The sequence below is a fragment of the Emticicia aquatilis genome (genome assembly GCF_014644295.1).
GTDB classification, from domain to species: domain Bacteria; phylum Bacteroidota; class Bacteroidia; order Cytophagales; family Spirosomataceae; genus Emticicia; species Emticicia aquatilis.
On sequence record NZ_BMKK01000002.1, the window covers coordinates 256,886 to 273,251 of the forward strand.

Here is a 16,366-nt window from a genome sequence, read left to right on the forward strand (position 1 = left end):
AAATAAAGTGTATTGATAAATAGACACTAAATGAACAGAAATTTGTTTTTTAATCAGAAAATACCTTTTTCGGAAGATAACCTCGAAAGCATCTTAAAGGCGTGCCTTGAACGCAATCAAAATGCCCAAAGTTTATTGTATAAACAGTTTTTTGGATATTCTAAAAGCGTATGTTTGCGGTATTCTTCTAACCAAGAAGAAGCAAAAGAGATTTTAAATGAAGGGTTTTTGAAAGTATTTAATAATTTAGATAAATATTTGCCCGAATTGTCTTTCAAGGCTTGGTTACGTACAATTATGGTCAATACGGCTATCAATTATTATCGAGATAATAAAAAGTATAACCAAGAAATTAGCTTTGATGGTGTTGAAGAACCTATTTATGATGAAGATATAATTAATAAAATTTCAGCCGATGAAATATTAGTTTTGGTTCAGAAACTGCCGCCGTCGTATCGAACGGTTTTTGTAATGCACGTAGTAGATGGCTATAATCACAGAGAAATTGGCGAAATATTAGAAATAAATGAAGGTACTTCTCGTTCAAATTTTATGAAAGCACGAGTAAAATTACAAAATTTAGTACAAAAAGAATTTCCGCACTTGTATGAAAACTATCATCAAGAAATAGACAAACACTCGACAAAATGAACATAGATAAGTATAATGATGCAATCAAGAAAAAACTTGAAAGCATCGAACCAAAATTTGAGGAAAACGATTGGGACGAAATGAAGTCATTTATGGCTCTTAATGTTCCGAAAGGTTCGATATGGAGTCGTTATAGTCGTCTATTCCTCTACTCAACAGGTGCAATACTTTTACTTTCATCTTTATTTTTCAACATAAAACAAAATTATGATAATACATCTTTACTAAAAATCAATGAACTATTGGTAAATAAAACAGGTACTAAACAGGCTACTCAAACACAAATAGTTTACCAAACTGATACCGTTTATCTTACAAAATATATAACGAAGTGGCGTACGATTGATAATACTATTGCTCAATCTGACTTAGATGGAAATTTAAAAACAATTGATGGTCAGCCTTTTATAACTAATAATCAAATTATTGATAAAGAAATGAAAGCTGCTTTGCCAAGCCCAATTAAAGAAAACCAAACGAACCAAAATACAGTAACTATTAGTAAATTAGGTGTCGAAAATAAAAATAATTTAAGTAAAGATGTAGAAAATATTCAACCTCTAAGTCAGGCAACAAACGGAATAACCAATCAAATATTAGAGCCTACCAATTTGTCTGAAAACACACTAAAAATAGCTAAAAATGAATTAATTTCTGATAGTAAAATACAGAATCTTAGTGAAATAAATCGTATTCCGTTCAACCAAAATGTTTATTTATGGACTAAACAAGACCCTAAAATAAATTTCATTACTAAAATGCCTGTTGATGCACTGGCTCAAAGAAAACACATTACTATAAAGCTACCTTCTATCTCTTTGGTAAATTTAAAATATCGTGTCGGTGTAAGTTTTGATGTTGGCAATGAACAAATCGGTGGTAGCCTTCTGAGCGATGTACTATTGAGTAAGCATTGGAGCATGAACGCAGGACTTAGATTCTTGAATATTACAGGAAACAGCTATTATACTTCTGAACAATTTTTATTTGTAACCAAACAAGATTTTAGACAACTTTATGCTCCTTATATACCTGTGAATTATGATATTATTAATCTTGATTTTCAGAATTATTTGTTACAAATCCCATTCGGTATTACTTACCGTTATCCGCTTCGGAATGATATTACTTTGTTGTTTTCAGCGACTACTGACCTTGATTTATTCGTGCGTCAATACATCAATTTTGATTATAAAGAGGATAATAGCAAATTTGAACAAGGCACATTTAAATCAACCCTTCCAAAAAGTCTTTTGAGTAACCTCGAATTTTCGGCAGGAATTGAAAAAAAATATAACCGAATGATTTTTCAGGTACATCCATACATTTCTACTCAACTAAGAGAAACAGTTTATAAAAAAGAAGAATTTGTATTTGGTGCTAAAATGCGTTTTTTTGTAAACTTGGGTAAATAAATAAACTTATGCCTCTTTGGTTGATTTATGCTTTATTAGCAACTTTTTTTGCAGGACTTACTTCTCTACTTGCGAAGTTTGGTATTAGTAAAATCAGTGCTGATTTGGGATTAGCCATTCGTACAAGTATTGTATTTGTACTGGTTTGGCTCAATCTATTTGCATGGAGTGGCATAAGAGGAATCGAACAACTCACCTCAAAATCATTGTTGTTTTTGGCTCTTTCTGGTATTACTACAAGTCTTTCATGGATTTTCTACTACCGTGCCATGAAATTAGGCACAGTTTCTTACGTAGCCGCTATTGACAAAGGAAGTATTGTAATTACAATTTTTCTTTCTGTTGCTTTACTGAAAGAGCCACTTACTCCCAAATTATTTTTTGGAGCTGTTGTTATCTTTATTGGATTAGTGATTTTGATTTGGTAAATATAATATTAAGGAAATATTTTTTGTGTTTTTCATTTTGGACATAACGTATCAAATTTTATTGGATTTATTTATTGAAATATAGATTAGTTTGTTCTAACTAATTTTCTGTGCTATAAATCAACCATTGGTTCTATTTATTTTGGTACGAGTTCTGAGTTTTTCATAACACATTTTTCGGAAATATTTTTTATTAGTTCTTCCTGTAATTGTATGACTTTATCCTTCAACGCATTATTTTTTTCTAACTGGTCATAATACTTTTCCTTAAAAGTATCAGGTGAGAAAACCTGAATGGTTCTGATTTCTGAGCGGCCTTGAAGCCAATCCATCGAACAATTATATTCTTCACAAATTCGTAATGCTAAATCCCAGCTTGGGTTTTGCTTACCTTTCTCTATTTGTGAAATTGTGACAGCCACTACACCGAACTTCTCGGCAAATGCTGCTTGTGTAAGGTCGCCTCTAAGCTCTTTTAGGCGGTCTTTTACGGTTGTATTATTTGGAATCATTCTAAATATGGGACATTTATGTAACTAATTGGGTTTTTATTATTCTTAATAACGTAATACATTATATATTTATAATTAATAAATATATACGTATTATAATTACGTAATATTTATTACAGCGTAATTATACACAAAAAACAAGTATAAATCAAACTGTCTCATTAAAATTCATTCTTATGCTGTCATCATCTATTGCCCAAATCCGTCAAAAAGAACGTGAAGAAGTTGAAAATCGTAAAAGTGCTATTCACACTTTACTCAAAAAGTTTAGTAAACATAGAGGTTGGAAAAAAGCTTTTCTTGCAAGTAATCCAATGTTTAATAATAATGTTGGAATCACTATGATTACGAATGCTCATACAGGCAAAGTATCAAACCAACATTTCTTGGAAGCTCTCAAAGTATTCGATGAATCTGTTCAAAATGAGCGACCTGAATGGTATAAAATTACACAATAAAACGCACTTTTTTCAATGGGAACGACTGTTTTAATTCAAATATCACTCGATGATTTGCAGGATATGCTTCAAAATGCTATTAAAACTGGTGTTAATGAAGCTCTTCAATCGAAGCAAACGGTAGTTTCTCGAACCAAAATTTCTCGCCAAGAAGTGGCAGCTATGTTGGATGTAAAACCCGATTATGTTTATCAACTGACAAGTAATAAAGAAATTCCTTTTCATAAACCTGGCAAAGCAGTAATTTTTTATAGAGAGGAAATAGAAGCCTATATAGCAGGTAAAAGGATAGTTTAGAAATCTTGAAATTATGAAAATCAACTACGGATATTTATGTCAGTGGATAATGTTTTTACCAATTCTGCTACCAATTTTACTCATTGGTGGGTTCGTTAATGGCTTTTTAGGAATCTTAGAGATTATCAAAAGAGATGTTATCGAAACTATAATCAAATAAAATAACCTGAATGGAAACAAAAATATATAGCTCAGAATTAGAAGATTTTATTCTGGATTTTAGAGAATATAGCATTGATAATGATGAAAATTATAAGGCCGCTCAGGTAGATTTTCAATTTTCAAAAAACTGTATTGATGAACTTATAGAGTTAAAAACAGAGGTACTGGATGGTATAAATGAACCTAAACTATATCAAATCACCGAATTTGCCTATGATTTTTTACTTCAATCGTTAACTAAAAAGAATATAACTCTTTTTGGAAACATCGTTGAATATGCTGCAAAAATAGCCTGAAACACATAAAATATAAACAATTTTATCACCTATAATCTCCCAAAATATGAAAAAGCACTCCTTGAAAAACTGCAACAGTCCGCCCTCAAAATCATTTATATCATTGTGTTTTAGAGTTATGTAGCTACGATTCTAAAACATTTAAAGCAAGCTGAAAAACTCAGTGATGAAGTTTTATTGCCCAAAAAATGGGCATTTTTTTGAAGCCCGATTTCATGTTATTCGGTTAGGGGCTTCCTCGTCCAAGTCTTTATATATAAAGCGTTACTCAAAGAGTACCCTTACTTAAATCGTTATCTAAACGTTATTCAGAGTAACGTTATTCAGATTAACGTTAATGGCAAAAAGTTTTTTGTTTTGGGAAAGAAAATGTTTCATTTTTTTAGAATATTTTGAACAGAAATAAATATGAATACACCCATCAGTCAAAAAGAGAAAAAGAGATTTAAGTTTGTCGGCGATAGAGAAAGAGCCACTTATCGTTGTGAGATTTTTCTTCGCCCCGAACATTGTTACAGCCATAAAGATGGAACTGGAGCAGTGATGTTTGACGGTTATTCGAAACATAAATTCCACGATGAACCAAAGGACAAAGAAAAATGTCTCACAAATTTTGTTCAACGAATCGTTGCAAATGGTTATTTAGAAAAAGCTTATTACATTGCCTTTTATACGAATAAAAATGTAGGTAAAGACCAAGACGAATTATTACTTGAGTTTAATCCTTTACAGTGGAAAAAATTGATTGTTTCCCAGAGAATCATACAAACTTATTTTGTTCTGAATGACTATTTGATAAAACTGAATGAGATAAAAATTTCAACGCCTGCATCAAAAGAATTAAAACCCGAATATGCTGAAACTTCTAAAGCATCAGAAATAGAACTTTTTAAGATGTATAAACATCGTTTTGTTACAAAAGAGGCTCTTATTCAACATTGCCGAATGTTAAAAGAACGAAAATTCCCTCAAGGAAGGGTTGAAGGATTCTATTTTGCTTATCTCAATGCTTACCCGTTCTCTTGAATATATTTTATAGTAATTTGATATTTTCATTTTAAATAAATAAATATTATATTTGAAAATTAATAAATTGCAAATGCAGGCTTTTCAAGGAATATTTGTAATTAAATATTTTCATTTTAAATAAAAAATACTTAAAAAAGAAAATTTATTTGCTTGCGGTATGTAGAAATACTTATTTTTTAATTAATACAATCAATTTATGAAAAAGCAGAATGTTCCCTATTTCGATTCAAGTTAAAACCTTAAATACTTCAGATTTATATTTTTTTATTAGCAAATCAAATTTCAATCACATGAAAAAAAGACTATATGTTTTACTGCTTTCTTTATTTTCAGTAATTCAAACTCAAGCCCAAATCACCTTTAAATTAAAAAGTGTGGTAGGGCAACAAAATCCAAGTTCTAATGGCTTGTTTAGTTATGGTACAATAAATAATGGTACTTTTCAATCATTCCCTTATTACGGCGAAGATGGAACAGGTTCAGGTATTAATATTTCACAAAAAGGATGGACATTTAATGTAGGACAAGAAAGCTACCCATTTTTGGCCTATGAACAATTAAATGCTGCCGAAGTAACACCCCAACCATTTCCACCGTTTGGTGTTTTTCTCCACCCTGGAGAATCTCCTTCTGTTGTGCGATTAGCTATTCCCAACAATGTGCATATTCTCGGAATCACCAATGCCTTACAACGAGCCACTTTTGGCTGTGGTGATAATATTGGTTATACCATTAAAACCGATAATTTGACCATATTTCCACGAACCATCATTTCCACCTCGAATAGTCCGACCACTTATAATGTATCAGCAATTGATGTGAGTGCAGGTAGCTATATCTATTTTATTGTCGATAAAGGAGATGATGGTAGTACCTATTGCGATGATACTGCTTTGGATGTGGAAGTGACTTTGCAATATGATAAAATCGTTACGCCAATTATATCAGGTACTTTGAATTGTGGTGCAACCAGTGCCACATTTGATGTTGCTTTCCAACAATCAGGTACATTAGAATTATATAGACTTGGTAATCCAAGCCCCATAGCAAGCACCAGTATTTCACAAGTAGGGAATACTTTTAATGGACAAGGTACATTCACGGGTTTAAATATATCGGCAGGTGGGAGTTATTATGTCATTGCCAAAAATGCAGGGCAAACACAGTCAGAGCAAAGTGCAGTGATGAATGTAACACCTTGTTGTAGCAATGCCGTTGCACCAAATATCACAGTAAATAGTTTGTCTTTATGTCAAGGTGAAATTGGTACGCTTACTGCCACAGGCTGCATCAATGGAACAATTACTTGGAATAATGGATTTGTAGGGACGAGTACAACTGTTAATGAAGCGGGAACATATATGGCTACTTGTAAGGTATTGGCAACACCTCCTTGTGCTGATGCAACAAGTACAGCTTCGGGAGTAGTTACCATTAACACCTTACCAAACCTTACCATTGGCGGAACAACTTGTAGTGCAGATTTACTGACTTATTCCATCAATTTTACAAGTAATGACATAATTACAAGTTCCGCAGGCACAGTTTCGGGAAATACAGTAATCAATATTCCCGCTGGATTAGATGTCCAATTGACTGCTATCAATAGTGTAGGTTGTGTGGTAACTAAAACTGTCAATTCGCCTACTTGTAATTGCCCTGTCATTAATGCACCCGTTAGTGGCGGTAATAAAAGTATTTGTCAAGGACAAACACTCCCAAGTTTAAGCGTGAGTGTTGGAACAAACGAAACATCAGATTGGTATGATGCCAATCTAATATTAGTAGCCAGTAGTACATTAAGTTACAGGCCTACTACCATTGGTACATATTATGTTCAAGCTCGAAATCTGCAAAATAGTTGTGTGAGTGCAACTCGAACACCAATAAGTTTAGCTATCAATGACTTACCAACTTTAAGCGTAGGAACAGCTATATGCTCAGCAGATTTATTGACTTACTCCGTATCTTTTACAAGTAATGGCGTAGTTACAAGCTCCGTTGGTATAGTATCAGCAGCGGCTGCCGCAGAAGGTATCGTTTCAGGTATTCCAACTGGTACAAATGTCGTCTTGACTGCCTCAAGTAATTCTGGTTGTGTTACCACGCAGACAGTAAATTCACCCTCTTGTACTTGTCCAACAGTCAATGTTCCTATTAGTACGGGTGATAAAACCATTTGTGCAGGTCAAGCTATTCCTACTTTATCTGTTAGTATTGGAAATAATGAGGTAGCGGAATGGTTTGATGCTTCAAATGGTGGAAACCTATTGGCAACGGGTGTAAATTTCACGCCCAGTTCAGAAACCTTAAACAATGGTCTTTTCTACGTTCAAGCAAGGAATACTACTAATAACTGCACGAGTAATGGAAGAATTTTGGTCAAATTAATCATTAACTCAAATGGTGCTACTCCGACAATTTTGGCTTCTAAAAATCCTTTAATTTTAGGAGAAATAGCTACCTTGAATATTTCAAATTGCAATGGGATTATTTCTTGGAATACGGGTGAAAGTACCAGTAGTATTGCTGTAACTCCAAAAGCAAGCACTGAGTATTCAGCTACTTGCACCGCCAACGGTGGTTGTATTGGAGGAAATGGAAAAATAAGAATTGAGGTAAATGCTCCAAAAATTACAATAAAAGCTTCTCCAAATATCGTTTGTGTAGGTAGCTCAACAACTTTAAGTATGAGTGGCTGCCCATCAAATAATATTTATTGGACTTCCCCAGAATATGGTCGTAGGAATGAAATTTCTCCAATGTATAACGGAATAGTTCAAGCGGTTTCATTCACGGGGCATTGTGTTACATCAGCGGGCGAAGCTACCGAAACTATTGGAGTAACTATCAGACAACCGCAGGATTTTCAAATTATTGCTTCAAAAAATCCAATTGTTTTAGGAGAATCAACGATTTTAAGTACGACTGGTTGCGATGGTGTGGTCAGTTGGCAAAATGGACAAGCGGAAGGGAATCCAATCACCGTTTGGCCTACTAATAAATATACAGAATACGTGGCAGAATGTTTAAGTCCGAATGCTTGTGGTGGGAAAGGTAAGATTACAATCGAGGTAAAACCTCCCGTGATTCAGGCTAATGGAAAAGATGTTTGTTGGGGTTCTACGGCTACCCTTGGCCAAAGTGGCTGTTCTACGACATTTTATTGGGTGGTTTGGCACAAGGATGATTTTACAGACGCCAAACCTATTGAGAATCCTAATTCATACCCAATTACGAAGAAAACTAATTTCAGAGTTATGTGTTCAACTTCAGTTGGTGAAGGTGCTGGAGATATTACGATAAATCCAATTTCATTGCCCACCAAACCTGACATTGGCAGTGAAAAAACGACTTATTTTTTAGGCGAAACAGTAAGAATCGGTACTGGTGGCTGTAATGGTTCTATTAGATGGTCAACAGGTGAGAATGATGTAAATACCATTGAAGTAAAACCCAGAAGAAGTACAAAATACACCGTTACTTGTGTGGGGGGCTATGGTTGTACCAACTCAAACGAGATTGAAATTACAATGAAAACACCATCACCAACAGCTAAAGACCAAACTATCTGCTACGGCGATAATGTAAAATTGGTCAGTGGCTGCATGAATGGCACGGAGGTACATTGGACAAAAAATTGGATGGATATTCCAAATAGGGTGGAAGTGCCAGAAGGATTTCAAGAAAGATTGACCGAATCAAGCACTTATGCCGTATCATGCTATGATGCTGAAACTGGCTGGAGTGAAGCGGTGGCTATCAAAGTTACTGTCAAAGTTCCAATAGCTCCGCCAACAATTACAGCCAAAGGTGTTGAAAAAGCTGCAATTATTGTCAAAGGTGAAACAATTGAGTTATTGGCCGATGCTTGTAACCGTACTGAATGGAAAGCAGAAAATATTTTACTGGCTGATACGTTGAATAAAATTCAAGCAAAACCCTTACAAACAACTACTTACTATTCTCAATGTTTTTTCGATGGTTGTTACAGCAAATGGAATCAATTTAAAGTTTATGTAAGACCCAAAAAGCCTATTGTGAGTGCCAGTTCAGACACTTTGTGTATCGGTACATCAACAACTATTACAGCAAAAAACTGTGAAGATGGCGGTAAGTTGGTTTGGTTAGATAATCGAGATTTAAAAGAACTCTCATTTACAGTTTCACCAAAATCTGATAGTATTTACAAAGCTATCTGCGTAGGGTTAGACTCCTTGGTTTCTGATACCACCACCATTTTTATCAAAGTTTACCAAACTCCCCAAAAACCAGCTATTAGTGGAAATTTGATTATCCTTGAAGGTGAGAAAACCACACTAACCGCCAGTGCTTGTAATGAAAACTTACGTTGGAACATAGGAGAAAAATCGCAAAGCATTGTAGTAAGACCAGAGAAAAATACGGTTTACTCGGCTACTTGTGGCATTTGGCATTGTATTTCTGATACTGCATCGGTCAAAGTTCGAGTAAGGCCACGCCCAATTGAGATTGAAACGAGTAACGGTATTCGTGGTTATTCAATCACCGATACACTTTGTTTGAATAAGCAATTAATCCTATCTACTCTTACTCAATGTAATGGTACAATTGTCTGGTCAAACGGTCAAAGTAGTGAAAAGATTGAGGTAACAGGAACAAAGGTTGAAACACAAAAATATAGTTTGTACTGCATCAATGCCGATAATGAAAAATCCGATGAATCAACAGTAAGCATCACAGTCTTAGATTATAACATCAGCGAGGCAATAACCTATCCAAATCCGACTTCGGGGAAATTATACATCAAATCGAAAGGCTGCATTGATGGGGCAAAACTTATTCTTTACAGCCAACGTGGAGAAGTTCTCTATGAAGGTGGTGGACAAGAACGCTATTTAGATAGCATCGTACTCGACTTATTTAATTTACCATCCGAGACCTACATTTTGTATATCGTTGGTACAGATGGGAATAAACCAATTACCTTGAAAAAACGCATTGTAAAAGTCAATAACTAACACATTCACCAATACCTTGTCAGTCAAACTGGCAAGGTATTTAAACATAAAATCAGATGAAAAATTTAAAAATGGTTGGCTTGTTATTTTTAGCAAGTCTTCAAAGTATGGCACAAGTTTACACACCCGTAAACGAGAATAGAATTTTAGTTGGAGCATTTCCGTTTCAAAACTTTACGTATGATGCTCGAAGTGCAGCATTGGGCGAAGCAGGAATTGCGATTTCTCCCGATGGAAATAGTGCTTTGATGAACCCTGCGAAATTGGTGTTTTTAAACAATACGAGGATTAAGGATAGCACTGAAAAAGCAAAAAATAATGGTATATCGTTGCATTATACACCCTATTATAGAAACCTCATTCAAGGAATGAACTTGTACGCCTTAAATCTATTTCAAGCCAAAGGAAAGACAGCTTTTGGGTTTAGTGCAAAATATTTTGACGCTGGCAGTGTAGAAATATATGGAGATAATAGAGTGTTTATCCAAAACTTCCAATCAAAAGAGTTATCAATCAATGGCTTTTATAGCCTCAAACTTCGTCGTAATAATAGCTTTTCAGTTGGTTTAAAATATATTTATTCCAATTTATCGGCTCGTTCAACCACTCGAAATGTAACTACCAGACCAGTCAATGCTATTGCTGGTGATTTGCACTTTTACCACGATGGCAGAAATACAAAAAAGCGTTGGTTAAATTATGGTGTGTCACTATCAAATATTGGCGGTAAAGTGTCTTATGGCGATTATAACAAGCGGACTTTTCAACCAACGTTACTAAAAATTGGGGCGGCTCAAAACTTTATTTTTGGGAAAAAGCAAAATGTATTGATGTTTACTGTTGATGCTAATAAGCTACTTGTACCAACTCCATCAGTTCGTAATAGCAACAATGAAATTATTACAGGGCGAAATGAAGAAAACATCACAGGAATTGGCACAATTTTTCAATCGTGGGGTACTGCACCCAATGGTTTGCGTGAAACCATGAGAGAAATTACTTTTTCATTCGGCACAGAGTTTCGGTTTCGAGAGTCCCTTTATGCTCGTGCGGGCTATTACACTCAGAATAAGCGAAAGGGAGATATACACTACTTCACGCTTGGTTTAGGTGGAAAGTTTAAGGGTTTTGGACTTGATTTAGCTTATTTGATTCCAAATAAACGAAATAAGGTCTTGTCGAATACCTTCCGAGTTTCTTTGAATTATTCTCTTTTTTAAGAGTTTATTTGTTTTTTCATTTTTAAAAATAGCCCTGCTTATGTATGGCTATTTTTTTTGATACTATTTGTGCGACATAATCTTAACAAATTTTTGATAGCCATTTCACAAAAAAGGGGTTTCCCCCTAATTCTATCTTCGGAAAACATGACCATCATGCTCAACAAAATCGTTGATGAATAAGTCATTTGCATAAGCTTTATAGTCGAAATAATATTGTAGATGTTCTGGCATCTCATTTAGAATCCCTTGCTCTTCAATATACTTATAGGCAAATTCAACTTCTGTTCCTTCTGAGCCATCGTAATAGCCTTGATACTCGTCGCTAAACTCTTGCATCAATTCTTCAAAATCAGTATCCTTATTGATGTCTTTATCTTCAATAAATAAGCCCAGTGCTTCGATGGTTTCGTCTTCCATATCCTTTATGGCTTCAATGTAATCGAATAATTTATCGCTTACTGAGCATTCCGAAATCAACTTTTCAGGGATATTTTCATAGTCTTGAAACATAAACTCTGCATCGTCTTCATCGCAATGCAGCTCTTTGCAATACTCAAAGAAAGAATCTTTTGTATCGTAAATTTCTAAATCAACCCATTCGCCTGCGATAGAGCCGTTACGGTGGCCGCTGCCATTGTATTTAGCGTAAGTACCAACATAAATTTGAGGTGTTTGTGAAGTTTTCATTGTAAAAATGATTAAAATTAAGTAGCCCAGCACTCGCACGAGCAATCGCCGATTCCAACACGAGAATAGAATGACAGGGCGACCGCCCGTAGCGACGGCCACCCCTTGATTGCAAGCCCATTTGATGGTTTACGGTGCGTTGGGTTTTGTGAAAAGCTAAAAAAACAAATGACGTAGTGAAGGCTTGCAGTTGTCAGGCTATTTCTCGTAATTTTCGATGCACAGTGTGAAAAAAATGTGCGTGGGGAAAACGTAATGATGACCGCTTCTCGCTGGAGCATGGGTGAAAAGGCTCTTTGACAATTTGCTTTTCTGCAAGCTGGTAATGTACCTTTTGTGTGGGTCAGTTCAGTGATTTATGAATTAGGGAGGGAGTAAATTTTATTTATGTGGTAAACTGAGTGCTAATAGTTTGACAGATGAATAAGGTTTACAGTGTTATTTTCAGAAAAAAAACTCTCCAAGATAGAAGTTGTGGAGAGTTTTTGTCAAATTAATATCGAAATAATAGTTAGTCAAAAGATACTATTTCTGGTAGTAATGATGTAACATCAAACGGCGGAAAGATATATTGACTAAAAGGCGTATTTTCTGTTTTAGCATGAAGTACACCTCTCAAAGTGCCTACTGTAAGCATCGCCAAATGTACCCCCAAATCTTTAGGTAGCACAATTCTTTCAGAATCTGGCACTTGTAGTTTAGCCCAATCTTCTGAAACAATGAAAAAGTGGCAAGCAACTGCAATTATCAAAAAAGGACTACTATCAGGGTGTTGAAAACGTGCTAATTTTCGCACATAAATTCGTTTGTTTTCCTTGTCAATTCCAAAATTCAATTCGTGTTGAATTTGAGCGGCTTCACCAATTTTATGTGCTTCGGGAATAATGGCAAATTGCTCTGTTGCAATTTGATTGATTCCAAAACTGATTAATTCATTTGTATTTTCCATTAGGCTGCCATTGCATAAGATGTATTTCCTGCCTGAACTTGGTGTGTTTGGCTCGTATCAGTTATTTTTTTGGTTGTATTGATTATATAACCGCCATCATTTGTCGGAATATATGAGGTAATAGCATCAAATGAGGTGTCAGCTTTCACTACATAAGTTTGTTTAAGGTCTATCAATTGAATTTTTAGTGCATTTTCCAACTGAGCGATTGTTTCAAGCGTAAGGTTTTCGCCACCTTTCACGATTCTATTGATTCGTGGCGGTGTGCAATCCATGAGGTCAGCCAATTCTTTTTGGGAACAGGGGTATTGCCCAGCCAAACGGTTTTGGCGTAATGTGGTAAGTATTTTGATGGCAATTTTAGCCGAACGGTCGAGCCATTCTTTGTTCTCTTGACGCATTTCGGCTTTTTGTTGCCAAGTAGTATCTTGTGTAGCTAATTTGTCTAAAATTTCGGAGGCTGTTAGAGGGTTCATGTGTCTTAAATTTCGAGATAAACAAAATCGAAGTCTGAATTGTTCGTAAAATAATTTCTTTTTAATTCACTTGCTACATTCTGTAATTTATCTAATTCTTGTTGGGTGTGTAGGCGGTCTTGCATTTTACCTGTAAGTTTAATTGCACCGCCTGTTATGATATAAGTATCTTCTATTTTGATGGCATAAATGCGTAACCAACTACTTTTTGTTGTTCCGTATGCTTTGTAGGCAGCATCAAATTTTGAATTAAACGTCCCATCTTTTAGTAGATGTACGAAAAGCCTATCCAAATTATTTTCATTTTGTGTAGTGTTTCTTTTAGCAAGGTCCAAAATTCGCTTCTCTATTTTTTCTGCATGGTCAAGTGTTACGTCAATTGCTTCATCTACCGAAATAGTTCTATCAAAAACTGTCTGCCAAAAATCATTTTGTAAATCTAAAATATTGTCATGGAAGAAATCGAAAAGGTACTCAATATCGTTCCAATCATCGAATAACTGCTCAAAAGCGTGTGGTGTATCTTCTTCAAATTGAACAGAAAAAAGTTTTTCACGTACTTTTTTAAGTGCAAAAATATTGCTAATCCTCATAAAATAAACATATAAATTTATTTATTTAACAAAAGTACAAACTTTAAGACTTTCTACTTAAGTTTTTGAAAATATTTTATGCAGTAAATGGTAATATTATTAGCTTTTTCATTTTAATTTCGACTGACTCCAAATGTTAAATATAACTCATCTAACTGTTGGCTCATTAATGGCCATTTATTTACAAATGAATGTCTATGATTAAAAAAGAGATACACAACTAACAAAAAAACAGGTTGTGTTGGAAGATAATTTTTGGGTTTTTTAATCGCATAGTCAATAGATACTCTATTTTTTTGATAAATTTCTTTTATTGCATCAATTGAAATGTCGTAATCATCTAAAAAATTAAAAAAAATCTCAGTTAGCTCTCTATCAAGGGTTTCATTCTTAAAATTAGGGTCTATTGTCTTATATATGTTGATTAATTCAAGCGTAAAATTATGAACCTTACGAGTTTCATCTGCAATCATTTCAAATATTGAACAAAAATAATCATCAGTAGCTTCCATTAATGCCATTGATTTTGATAGCTTCCGAGCTATTTCTTTGTCCTTTTTAAAAGGTCCTTTATAGGTGCTATCATGACTTATTTCAGAATAAGCATGTTGCAAAAGGGTTCTTAGTTGTATTTCACAAGTTAAATCTTTTATATCATGTGTATAGCCGTTTTGTTCTTTTGGATGTACAACTACGTGAATTGACTGATAACCAAACTTTTCAGGGTCTTTTTCTGATATTTCATCATATTTTTTTGTGATTTTAGCAATCCATAAATCCGATTCTAACACTAAGTCTGAAGCTTTTTTTACATCAATTGAAAAAAGAAATACTACTCTCGTTCCTATTTTATCTTCAATTTCAGTTAGTGGATTAATATATGGTTTGTCACGTTCACGCCATAAAGCCTTTGATATATATGACCTCTCTTCTTTTAGTCTAAATGATGGTTTGATTTTAACTTTATAATTATCTACTAAGTTTTTCAAGACAATAGTTGAAAGTGATTCATCGACAAACTTTCCCCACTTCTTTAAATCGGGTTCAAGTGCCTTAAAATCAGCTAATACTTTGTCTTCTATTTCACTCATTATGATATGGTTTGCCTGCTATTTTTAGAATAGTATAAGTTGTACTTTCAATATCATTTTGACTTAAATCTGATAAATTAGTAACAACAACAACAGAATCGTTGAATTTTTGTTCTGGGCCTGAAATTGTAATGTTATTTTTAAACCTCATACTCCTTTTTTCTAATCTCGCTTTTATTAATATAGTATCCTTAGAAAATGTTGAAGGAAGATTATCAACAACCTCTGTTTTAAAAACATCTAAGAGATTCTCATCGCTAAATAGTGCTGTTGCAAATTTTGTAGGCTGTATTAATGGGTTCTTATCTACTAAAAAAAAGTTTTTTAGATAACTCAAATACTGTGATTTTTCAACATAACCATTTATATGTTTTTTTATAAATTCGTCGGTTTTATCATAAAGCCGTTGGGTTTGAATTTTGTCATTTTCATCAATTGAAAACCCTAAAAAGTCTTTATAAAAGTAGGCTGCTGGGGTTAATTCTGCTCTAAATTGACTATCAAACAACAACCCTATGTAATTTTTAGCATCAATTTTACCATCTAAAACATCAATGTCTTTTTCAATAATTACACCAATTTTGAATAATTTTTGAGCTGGGCTTAAAAATACTTTTTCCAATACTTCTATTACTGATTGATTATTTGCATTTGAATGTTTTAATGCTTCTTGAAGTTCGGCTTTTATAACGATTGCAATACTTTTTTTAGTAATATCATTATATCCATCTATTACTAATAAGTATGCCCCTGATAAACCCATTTTTTTTTGATTTTCAGCTAATAACTCTGCAATATCTACACTTATTTTAACAAAATCTTTCTCAGCAGCTTTATTTAATTTTGTTGCGTAATCAAAGAATGTTCCATCGGAGGTTTCTTTAATACCCATTATAAATGCGTTACTTTCTTTGCCTGCTGCCGAAATAATTCTTTTAAAAAGTATTTCTTCGGCTTTATTATCTAAGTTGATGATTTGGCTTTCTGGCTCTACTGTTGCAGAAGGCTGAGAAGGTACTCGTTCTATAATCCTATGAACTATTAATCTCTTTATTTTCAAAAACTGTATTCCTAAATCCATAATATATTAATTAAAGTT

17 protein-coding genes are annotated in these 16,366 nt (G+C 34.0%); 10 read left to right on the forward strand and 7 right to left on the reverse strand.

The window, feature by feature from the left end:
* Nucleotides 1-30: 30 nt before the first annotated feature.
* Genes IEX65_RS05275 through IEX65_RS05285 form a run of 3 tightly spaced genes read left to right on the forward strand, consistent with a single transcriptional unit; the run spans nt 31 to nt 2,494 of the window.
* Complete coding sequence (locus IEX65_RS05275; RefSeq protein WP_229250536.1) at nt 31-651, forward strand: RNA polymerase sigma factor; 621 nt, start codon at nt 31-33, stop codon at nt 649-651.
* Nucleotides 648-2,066 (forward strand): hypothetical protein, encoded by a 1,419-nt coding sequence (locus tag IEX65_RS05280; RefSeq protein WP_188764981.1) that lies wholly within the window; start codon nt 648-650, stop codon nt 2,064-2,066. Before IEX65_RS05275 ends, IEX65_RS05280 begins: the two co-directional genes overlap by 4 nt.
* An 8-nt stretch (nt 2,067-2,074) precedes the next feature.
* On the forward strand, nt 2,075-2,494 hold the full coding sequence (locus tag IEX65_RS05285) for an EamA family transporter (protein ID WP_188764982.1): 420 nt from the start codon (nt 2,075-2,077) through the stop codon (nt 2,492-2,494).
* A gap of 137 nt (nt 2,495-2,631) precedes the next feature.
* Here the strand turns inward: IEX65_RS05285 and IEX65_RS05290 are convergent, their stop codons facing one another.
* Nucleotides 2,632-3,006 carry a helix-turn-helix domain-containing protein gene (locus IEX65_RS05290; RefSeq protein ID WP_188764983.1) on the reverse strand — a complete coding sequence of 125 codons (375 nt, stop codon included), beginning with the start codon at nt 3,004-3,006 and terminating at the stop codon, nt 2,632-2,634.
* A 176-nt stretch (nt 3,007-3,182) separates the two neighbouring features.
* Here IEX65_RS05290 and IEX65_RS05295 point away from each other — a divergent pair, with 176 nt between their 5' ends.
* The 7 genes from IEX65_RS05295 (at nt 3,183) to porV (ending at nt 11,468) form a co-directional block, all read left to right on the forward strand.
* On the forward strand, nt 3,183-3,464 hold the full coding sequence (locus IEX65_RS05295; protein ID WP_188764984.1) for a hypothetical protein: 282 nt from the start codon (nt 3,183-3,185) through the stop codon (nt 3,462-3,464).
* Between the two features lie 15 nt (nt 3,465-3,479).
* On the forward strand, nt 3,480-3,761 hold the full coding sequence (locus IEX65_RS05300) for a helix-turn-helix domain-containing protein (protein ID WP_188764985.1): 282 nt from the start codon (nt 3,480-3,482) through the stop codon (nt 3,759-3,761).
* A 13-nt stretch (nt 3,762-3,774) separates the two neighbouring features.
* A complete protein-coding gene (locus IEX65_RS05305; RefSeq protein ID WP_188764986.1) occupies nt 3,775-3,921 on the forward strand; it encodes a hypothetical protein in 147 nt (48 codons plus the stop codon).
* Nucleotides 3,922-3,931: 10 nt separating this feature from the next.
* The gene (locus tag IEX65_RS05310; RefSeq protein ID WP_188764987.1) at nt 3,932-4,219 is read left to right on the forward strand and encodes a hypothetical protein; all 288 of its coding nucleotides are present in this window, start codon (nt 3,932-3,934) and stop codon (nt 4,217-4,219) included.
* Nucleotides 4,220-4,627: 408 nt separating this feature from the next.
* Entirely contained in the window at nt 4,628-5,245 is a 618-nt protein-coding gene (locus IEX65_RS05315) for a hypothetical protein (protein WP_188764988.1), read from the forward strand.
* Nucleotides 5,246-5,538: 293 nt separating this feature from the next.
* Nucleotides 5,539-10,248, forward strand: coding sequence for an immunoglobulin domain-containing protein (locus IEX65_RS05320; RefSeq protein WP_188764989.1), 4,710 nt, complete (start codon nt 5,539-5,541; stop codon nt 10,246-10,248).
* Nucleotides 10,249-10,304: 56 nt separating this feature from the next.
* Nucleotides 10,305-11,468 carry a type IX secretion system outer membrane channel protein PorV gene (gene porV / locus IEX65_RS05325; RefSeq protein WP_188764990.1) on the forward strand — a complete coding sequence of 388 codons (1,164 nt, stop codon included), beginning with the start codon at nt 10,305-10,307 and terminating at the stop codon, nt 11,466-11,468.
* 132 nt (nt 11,469-11,600) lie between these two features.
* Here porV and IEX65_RS05330 read toward each other — a convergent pair whose 3' ends face one another.
* From IEX65_RS05330 to IEX65_RS05355, 6 genes are all read right to left on the reverse strand, one after another.
* Nucleotides 11,601-12,158, reverse strand: a complete 558-nt coding sequence (locus IEX65_RS05330; RefSeq protein WP_188764991.1) for an antirestriction protein ArdA — start codon at nt 12,156-12,158, stop codon at nt 11,601-11,603.
* 511 nt (nt 12,159-12,669) lie between these two features.
* Complete coding sequence (locus IEX65_RS05335) at nt 12,670-13,107, reverse strand: hypothetical protein (protein ID WP_188764992.1); 438 nt, start codon at nt 13,105-13,107, stop codon at nt 12,670-12,672.
* Nucleotides 13,107-13,583, reverse strand: a complete 477-nt coding sequence (locus IEX65_RS05340; RefSeq protein ID WP_188764993.1) for a helix-turn-helix domain-containing protein — start codon at nt 13,581-13,583, stop codon at nt 13,107-13,109. Before IEX65_RS05340 ends, IEX65_RS05335 begins: the two co-directional genes overlap by 1 nt.
* 5 nt (nt 13,584-13,588) lie before the next feature.
* The gene (locus IEX65_RS05345; protein ID WP_188764994.1) at nt 13,589-14,176 is read right to left on the reverse strand and encodes a hypothetical protein; all 588 of its coding nucleotides are present in this window, start codon (nt 14,174-14,176) and stop codon (nt 13,589-13,591) included.
* A gap of 113 nt (nt 14,177-14,289) precedes the next feature.
* The gene (locus IEX65_RS05350; RefSeq protein WP_188764995.1) at nt 14,290-15,267 is read right to left on the reverse strand and encodes a GTP pyrophosphokinase; all 978 of its coding nucleotides are present in this window, start codon (nt 15,265-15,267) and stop codon (nt 14,290-14,292) included.
* Nucleotides 15,260-16,348, reverse strand: coding sequence for a nucleoid-associated protein (locus IEX65_RS05355; RefSeq protein ID WP_188764996.1), 1,089 nt, complete (start codon nt 16,346-16,348; stop codon nt 15,260-15,262). Before IEX65_RS05355 ends, IEX65_RS05350 begins: the two co-directional genes overlap by 8 nt.
* Nucleotides 16,349-16,366: the final 18 nt, after the last annotated feature.

Coding starts and splice junctions, on each gene's coding strand:
- IEX65_RS05275 (WP_229250536.1), top strand. CDS start 31: ATGAACAGAAATTTGTTTTTTAATCAGAAAATACCTTTTTCGGAAGAT.
- IEX65_RS05280 (WP_188764981.1), top strand. CDS start 648: ATGAACATAGATAAGTATAATGATGCAATCAAGAAAAAACTTGAAAGC.
- IEX65_RS05285 (WP_188764982.1), top strand. CDS start 2,075: ATGCCTCTTTGGTTGATTTATGCTTTATTAGCAACTTTTTTTGCAGGA.
- IEX65_RS05290 (WP_188764983.1), bottom strand. CDS start 3,006: ATGATTCCAAATAATACAACCGTAAAAGACCGCCTAAAAGAGCTTAGA.
- IEX65_RS05295 (WP_188764984.1), top strand. CDS start 3,183: ATGCTGTCATCATCTATTGCCCAAATCCGTCAAAAAGAACGTGAAGAA.
- IEX65_RS05300 (WP_188764985.1), top strand. CDS start 3,480: ATGGGAACGACTGTTTTAATTCAAATATCACTCGATGATTTGCAGGAT.
- IEX65_RS05305 (WP_188764986.1), top strand. CDS start 3,775: ATGAAAATCAACTACGGATATTTATGTCAGTGGATAATGTTTTTACCA.
- IEX65_RS05310 (WP_188764987.1), top strand. CDS start 3,932: ATGGAAACAAAAATATATAGCTCAGAATTAGAAGATTTTATTCTGGAT.
- IEX65_RS05315 (WP_188764988.1), top strand. CDS start 4,628: ATGAATACACCCATCAGTCAAAAAGAGAAAAAGAGATTTAAGTTTGTC.
- IEX65_RS05320 (WP_188764989.1), top strand. CDS start 5,539: ATGAAAAAAAGACTATATGTTTTACTGCTTTCTTTATTTTCAGTAATT.
- porV (WP_188764990.1), top strand. CDS start 10,305: ATGAAAAATTTAAAAATGGTTGGCTTGTTATTTTTAGCAAGTCTTCAA.
- IEX65_RS05330 (WP_188764991.1), bottom strand. CDS start 12,158: ATGAAAACTTCACAAACACCTCAAATTTATGTTGGTACTTACGCTAAA.
- IEX65_RS05335 (WP_188764992.1), bottom strand. CDS start 13,107: ATGGAAAATACAAATGAATTAATCAGTTTTGGAATCAATCAAATTGCA.
- IEX65_RS05340 (WP_188764993.1), bottom strand. CDS start 13,583: ATGAACCCTCTAACAGCCTCCGAAATTTTAGACAAATTAGCTACACAA.
- IEX65_RS05345 (WP_188764994.1), bottom strand. CDS start 14,176: ATGAGGATTAGCAATATTTTTGCACTTAAAAAAGTACGTGAAAAACTT.
- IEX65_RS05350 (WP_188764995.1), bottom strand. CDS start 15,267: ATGAGTGAAATAGAAGACAAAGTATTAGCTGATTTTAAGGCACTTGAA.
- IEX65_RS05355 (WP_188764996.1), bottom strand. CDS start 16,348: ATGGATTTAGGAATACAGTTTTTGAAAATAAAGAGATTAATAGTTCAT.